Source organism: Streptomyces diversicolor (assembly GCF_057537855.1).
In genome coordinates this window covers 79,732-86,294 of record NZ_BAAJXA010000041.1, presented here as the reverse complement: position 1 = coordinate 86,294, position 6,563 = coordinate 79,732, and the positions used below count along the sequence as shown (strand labels likewise).

The 6,563-nt window shown below is 73.0% G+C and carries 4 protein-coding genes and 1 pseudogene; 4 read left to right on the top strand and 1 reads right to left on the bottom strand.

Annotation, left to right across the window (positions count from 1 at the left end):
- The coding region (locus tag AC27LF_RS35915) for an RNA-guided endonuclease InsQ/TnpB family protein (RefSeq protein ID WP_479660420.1) at positions 1 to 1,136 on the bottom strand (1,136 nt) is incomplete at its 3' end.
- Between the two features lie 77 nt (positions 1,137 to 1,213).
- Here AC27LF_RS35915 and tnpA point away from each other — a divergent pair.
- The 4 genes and pseudogenes from tnpA to AC27LF_RS35895 all read left to right on the top strand — a co-directional run bounded on the left by tnpA (position 1,214) and on the right by AC27LF_RS35895 (position 6,492).
- Positions 1,214 to 1,526, top strand: a pseudogene (gene tnpA / locus AC27LF_RS35910) (IS200/IS605 family transposase).
- A 149-nt stretch (positions 1,527 to 1,675) separates the two neighbouring features.
- The gene (locus AC27LF_RS35905; RefSeq protein WP_479660421.1) at positions 1,676 to 2,518 is read left to right on the top strand and encodes a helix-turn-helix transcriptional regulator; all 843 of its coding nucleotides are present in this window, start codon (positions 1,676 to 1,678) and stop codon (positions 2,516 to 2,518) included.
- A 141-nt stretch (positions 2,519 to 2,659) separates the two neighbouring features.
- On the top strand, positions 2,660 to 5,506 hold the full coding sequence (locus tag AC27LF_RS35900; RefSeq protein WP_479660422.1) for a helix-turn-helix transcriptional regulator: 2,847 nt from the start codon (positions 2,660 to 2,662) through the stop codon (positions 5,504 to 5,506).
- Between the two features lie 200 nt (positions 5,507 to 5,706).
- The gene (locus tag AC27LF_RS35895; protein WP_479660423.1) at positions 5,707 to 6,492 is read left to right on the top strand and encodes a S1 family peptidase; all 786 of its coding nucleotides are present in this window, start codon (positions 5,707 to 5,709) and stop codon (positions 6,490 to 6,492) included.
- The last annotated feature ends 71 nt before the right edge of the window (positions 6,493 to 6,563 follow it).

The following is a 6,563-nucleotide window of genomic DNA, read 5'->3' as shown; positions in this document are numbered from 1 at the left end:
AACGTCTCCACCCGTCCGGCGGCGACGACACGGCGTCCTTCGAAGAGGACGTTGCGGGCTGCGTTGTGGTCGCGGTCGTGCACGGTGTGGCACGCGCCGCACGTCCACTGCCGGACGTGCAGGGGCTTGGGGCCGTCCCGGAATCCGCAGGCGGAGCAGACCTGGGAGGACGGGAAGGCCCGGTCCACCTTGGCGAAGGTGCGGCCGTGCAGAGCCGCCTTGTACTCCAGCATGCCGACGAACGCGGACCATCCCGCGTCGTATACGGACTTGGCGAGCCGGCTGCGCCCGAGGCCGGACACCGCGAGGTCTTCCACGTACACCGCTTGGTTGTCGCGGATGATCTGCGTGGAAGCCTTGTGGTGCCAGTCCCGGCGCCGGTCGGCGACCTTGGCGTGCTGGCGTGCGACCTTGATGCGGGCCTTGGCCCGGTTCCTCGATCCCCTGGCCTTGCGGGACAGCTCCCGCTGAAGGCGCTTGAGCTTCTTCTCGGCCCGGCGCAGAAAGCGCGGGGCACTGATCTTCGTCCCGTCGGACAGGACCGCGAACGCGGACAGGCCGAGGTCGATGCCGGACTCCGCTTCCACCTGCGGGAGGATGTCCGGCTCGGTGTCCACGACGAAGCTGAGGAAGTACCGGCCGGAGCTGTCTTTGGTGACGGTCAGGGACGTGGGCGCGGCCGGAAGCCGGCGGGACCACCTGACCTTGAGGCTGCCGACCTTGGCCACGTACACCCTGCCGTCGCCCTTCAGGGAGAAGGCGTTGGTGTTGAGACGGATGGACTGCCGGGTGTCCTTCTTCGACTTGTAGCGGGGAGGGCCGGCCTTGCGGCCCTGCCGCTTGCCTGTGACCGAGTCGAAGAAGTTCTTGTAGGCGGCATCCAGATCCCGCAGGGACTGTTGCAGGACGACCGCCGACACGTCGGCCAGCCAGGCCCGTTCCTCGGTGCGCTTGGCCTGAGTGATGCGAAGCCGGGACAGCTCGGCCGACGTCACGTACGGCAGTCCTGCCGCGTGTGCTTCCTTCCGGTCGCGCAGGCAGTCGTTCCACACCACCCGGGCGCACCCGAACGCCCGCGCCAGCGCACGGCGCTGGGCGGCGTCCGGGTAGGCCCGGAAGTTGTAGCGGAGCTGCATGACCAAGACCCTATCCACCACCGGTCGCATGGATGAGCAAAACGGACTCCAAGCGGGGCAGGCACGTCGTCTCGGCGATGCATGGGCACGTGGTCTTCGTGACGAAGTACCACCCGGAGCTGAAGGAGTTCAACGGCGAACGCGATCACGTCCACCTCCCGGTGCACCGCCCGCCCGAGGTCGCCGTCTCGAAGCCGGTCAACAGCCTCAAGGGCGTGTCCGCCCGCCGGATACGGCTGGGAGGCACCACCGGGAGAGTTCACCGGCCGGATCAACCGCGCCATCATGCACGGCCACCTGTGGTCGCCCCCGTCTTTCTCCGCATCGTGCGGCGGAGCACCGCTGGCGATCGTCCGCCCGTACATCGAGCAGCAAAAACGTCCGCTCTAAGATGCACGTCAGAGCAGTCTTGCGATGCATTCATCCCCGGCGTGAACGCCGGGGCTTTCTGCATGAGTCCCGGTAATCCGTGATGCAGGTCTCACTACCCCCGAACGGGGGTGTGCAGCGCACCAGGGCCGCGACGAAGGGGCGAACAGGTGGCAGCGGACGTCGCGGGGGCGGTGGAGATCAGCGGTGCCCTGGCCCGGCTGCGGCGCGTCACCGGGCTGCCGGTCGCCTTCGGCGGCCTGGTGGAGGCCGGCCGGTCGAGGATGCGCATCAGCGAACTGAGCGGCACGTCCACGCCGGCGCTGCGCGCGCTCGCGGTGACCTCGGGCAACGGCCTCGGCGGCAAGGCGGTGGCCCTCGCGCGGCCGTGCGCCGTGACGGACTACTCCTCCTCGCGGCAGATCAGCCACGAGTACGACGTGCCGGTGGCCGCCGAGGGTCTGCGTTCGGTGCTCGCCGTGCCGGTGGTGGTGCGCCGTCGGGTGCGGGGCGTGCTGTACGGCGCGCTGCGCTCGGCGCAGCCGCTGGGCGACCGCACGCTGAGCGCGGCGGTGGCCGCGGCCCGGGACGTGGAGCAGGCGCTCGTGGTGCGCGACGAGGCGCGCGGGCTGCTGGCGGCGGCCCGCCCGGAGTTGCCGGCGGACGGCGGACGCGGTCCGTGCGGTCCCGGCTGGGAGCAGGTGCGCGAGGCCCACGCCGCGCTGCGCGCCCTGGCGCCGAAGCTCGCCGACCCGGAGCTGCGGGCCGAACTGCTGGCCGCCTGCGGGTTGTTGACGGCGCCGGAGCCGGCGCGAGGCGCGCATCTCGCACCGCGCGAACTGGATGTCCTCGCCTGGGTGGCGGCCGGCGCGACCAACGCGGCCGTGGCGGACCGGCTGGGCCTGCGCCCCGAGACGGTCAAGGGCTATCTGCGTTCGGCGATGCGCAAGCTGGGCACCCACACGCGTGGCGAGTCGGTGGCGGCGGCCCGCCGTGCGGGACTGCTCCCGTAGGGTGCCCGTCCATTCCTTGGGACGGATCTTTGAATTCCCTGCGCGTAGGGGCTGTTATTTCCCTCACCACGCCTTCCGTCCGAATTCCGGTGATCATTGCCTAGAATTTGGCCCGGACACGACACGAGGGGAGCGGCGACCGTGCGACGGGACTTCCAGGAGCCTGCGAGATGCCGCCCCGACCTGGTCTTCGGCCGGGACGAACCGCTGGCCGCGGCCCGTGACCAGCTCGCCTCGGGCGGCAGCGTCCTGCTGCACGGCCCCGCCGGAATAGGGAAATCGACCGTCCTGCGCGCATTGGCGGCGGAATACGCCGCTGCCGCCCGCACCGTGTTGCGCTGCTCCGCCACCGAGTCCGAATCCCATCTGCCCTTCCTGGCCCTGGCCGACCTCTTCGGACTGGTCCTCGACCAGGTCTCCGGACGGCTGCCCGCGGCACAGCGCACCGCCCTGGAGTCGGCCCTCACCGGCCGCGGCGAGTCCACCCTCCAGCGCGACGGCCTGGCCCTGCGCCTCGCGGTGCTCTCCGCGCTGCGCGCCCTCGCCGCCGAGGGCAGCGTCCTGATCGTCGCCGACGACCTGCAGTGGCTCGATCCGGCCAGTGCCGAACTCCTCGGCTTCGCGGCCCGCCGGCTGGGCGGCACCCCGGTGCAACTGCTGTGCGCCCTGCGCACCGACGGGCAGGAGTACGACCGCTATCTACGCGCGTCCCCGCCGGACACCGTCGCCGTACGCCTCGGCCCGCTCTCCCGCACCCAGGTGGCCACGCTGCTCGACCACCGCGGCCACCGCCTGTCCCGCTCCACGGTCCGCGAGATCCACCGCACCAGCGGCGGCAACCCGCTCTTCGCCCTGGAACTGGGCCGCGCCCTGGCCGAGAGCCCGACCCCGCCGCGGCCCGGCGAGCCGCTGCCCGTGCCCACCTCGCTGCGCGCCCTGGTGCTCAGCCGCCTCGACATGCTGTCGGTCGAGGCCCGCCGCACCCTGCTGGTGGCCAGCGCGGGCGCCCGCCCCACGCCCGCCCTGCTGCTCGCGGCCGGCCGCGACAACGCCGAGGCCGAATGCGCCCAGGCCGCCGAACTCGGTCTGCTGGCCACCGACCTGGACGGCCCCGCCGGGCCGGCCATCCGGTTCGCGCACCCGCTCATCTCGGCCGCCCTGTACGCGGAGGCGCCCGCGCCCGAGCGGCGGGCCGCGCACGCCGCGCTGTCCACCGCGGCCTCCGATCCGATAGAGCGGGCCCGCCACCTCGCCCTGGCCACCACCGGCACCGACCCCGAGGTCGCCGGCCGGCTCGCCGAGGCCGCCGCGCAGGCCCGGGACCGCGGGGCCCCCTCCGTGGCGGCGCAGCTCGGTCTGCTCGCCGCCCGGCACAGCCCCGCCGACACCGTGCCGGGCCCCGAGGAGCGCCGGTTGCAGGCCGCCGAGGACGCGATCACCGCGGGCGAGGTCGACCTCGCCCGGGACATCGCCCACGAGGTGCTGACCCGGACCACCGTGCCCACCGACCGGGTACGGGCCTGGATCATCGTGATCGACACGGCCGGCCACACCATGAGCGAGGTCGACTCGGTCTTCCCGCAGGCCCTGGCCGACGCCGGGGACGACCCGCGGCTGCTCGCCCTGGTCCACTACCAGCTCGCCTGGCGCGCCCTGATCGTGCAGGGCGACTTCACCGAGGCCCGGCAGGCGGCCGCGCACGCGGCGGAGCTGGCCGCCCGCGGCGGTGACCGGCGCACCGAACTGCTCTCCCTCGCCTTCCAGGCCCAGACCGAGACCCTGATGGGCCATCCGAACGCGCCGGCCACCATCAAACGCGCCCTGAAGGAGCCTCAGGACCCCGCGGTCGCCTGCCATCACAACGGCGCGGGCAGCGCCCGGTTCCGCTGGCTGGTCATGGGCGACCAGCTCGCCGAGGCGCGGGCGACCGTCACCGCGCTGCTGCGCGAGGTCCGCCGGCGCGGATCGGTGGAGAGCGAGGTGCACTTCCTGCGCGGACTCGCCGAGACCGAGCTGCGCTCCGGGCACTGCGGCCGGGCCCTCGACCTGGCCCGCGAAGGACTGCGGCTGGCCCGGGACTCCGGCATCGGCGAGACCGCCTCCGCCATGCTCACCTCGCTCGCCGAAGCCTCCGGTGGCGACGTGGACCGGGCGCTCGCGCTCGCCCGGGAGGCGGTGCAGCACGCCCAGGAGGACGGCGACCAGATGTATCTGTCCAGGGCGCTGGGCGCACTCGGGTACGCCCAGCTGGTGGCCGGGGACGCGGCGGGCACGGTCCGCTCGCTGCGCCGGGTGCGCGAACTGGAGCTGGGACTCGGCATCACGGACCCGGCGCGTGGCCGCTGGCAGGGCGACCTGGCCGAAGCGCTCGTCCGGATCGGTGAACCCGATGAGGCGCAGGACGTCATCGCCGTCGCCCGGGAGCATGCGCTGCGGCTCGGCCGGGAGAGTGTCCTCGCCGTACTGGACCGGGCCGAGGCACTGGTGCGCGCCGCCCGCGGCGAACGGGAGGCCGCCGTCTCCCAGCTGACCTCCGCTCAGGACCGGCTGGCCAAACTGGGCTACGGTCTGGAGGAGGCGCGGGCCGCCTTCGCGCTGGCCGCGCTGCGCACCCGGCGGCCGGACCCGGACACCGCGGACCCCGCCGCCGCGGCCCGCGGACGGGCGACGGCGTACGACGAGGCCACCCGGCTCTTCCGCCGCTGCCGTGCGCTGCCCTGGCTGCGCCGGGTGGACGAGGCGCTGACCGACCCGGATCCGCGGCCGCCCGTCGCCCCGGTCGCGCCCGACGGGCTCGAAGGGCTGGCCCCGACGGAGCGTCAAGTGGCCGGTCTCGTCATGGAGGGCGCGACCAACCGGGAGATCGCCGCGCGCCTGTTCGTCAGCGTCAAGACGGTCGAGGCGACCCTCACCCGGGTGTACCGCAAGCTCGGGATCCGTTCGCGGGTGGATATCGTCCGATTGGCGGCGGGCCGCCGGGCGAAGTGAGATCACTGCCGGTTTACTGGGCCCGACCGAGGGTTTTCCCTGCCCTACTCCCTTAGGGGGTTCCCTCATTGGAGTCGTGGGTTCCGGGTCCTAGCGTAAGGGCGTGCCGCTCGCCCGGGCACATGGGGGTCGGTACCGCGGCCCTCATGGACCACCCCCCACCGCGCGCCCCCACCGGCAACCCCCCACTGAGGAGACTCATGTTCGGGCTCACCCGCGCAAGAAGGACCGCCGCCCTCGTGGCCACCGCCGCCGCCGCGACCGCGCTGCTCGCCGCCCCCACGGCGCTCGCGGCCCCGCGGCCCGTCGTCGGCGGTACGACGACCACGACGACCGCGTACCCGTTCATGATGCAGATCACGGACGCCTCGCAGAACCAGTTCTGCGGCGGCACCCTGGTGTCCCCCACCAAGGTGGTCACGGCCGCGCACTGCATGGTCGGTGAAACCACCGGCAGCGTGCGCGTGGTGGGCGGCCGGACCTACCTCAACGGCACCAACGGCACGGTCAGCCGGGTCAGCAAGATCTGGATCAACCCCGGCTACACCGACGCCACCAACGGCGACGACGTGGCCGTGCTGACCTTGTCCACGTCCATGCCGTACACCACGGCGTCGTACGTCTCCTCCTCCCAGACGGGTGTGTACGCGGCCGGCACCACGGCCCGCGTCCTCGGCTGGGGCACCACCTCGGAGAGCGGAAGCTCCTCCAACCAGCTGCGGACCGCGACCGTGCCGGTCGTGTCCGACTCCAGCTGCCGTACCTCCTACGGTTCGGACTTCGTCCAGACCGACATGGTGTGCGCCGGATACACCTCCGGCGGCGTGGACACCTGCCAGGGCGACAGCGGCGGTCCCCTGCTCATCGGGGGCGTCCTGGCAGGGATCACTTCCTGGGGCGAGGGCTGCGCCCGCGCCGGTTACCCGGGTGTCTACACCCGGCTGACCACCTTCTCCGACCTGGTGACCGCGCAGGTCAACTCCTAGCCGGGCGGGGCTCTCGCACCCGGAACCGAACTCCTGAGTACCCCTCAGGCAGAGCCAGGGGGGCGTTGCGG

Bases quoted from the DNA above. Each gene is read 5' to 3' on its own strand.
- AC27LF_RS35895 (WP_479660423.1), top strand. From the start codon at position 5,707: ATGTTCGGGCTCACCCGCGCAAGAAGGACCGCCGCCCTCGTGGCCACC.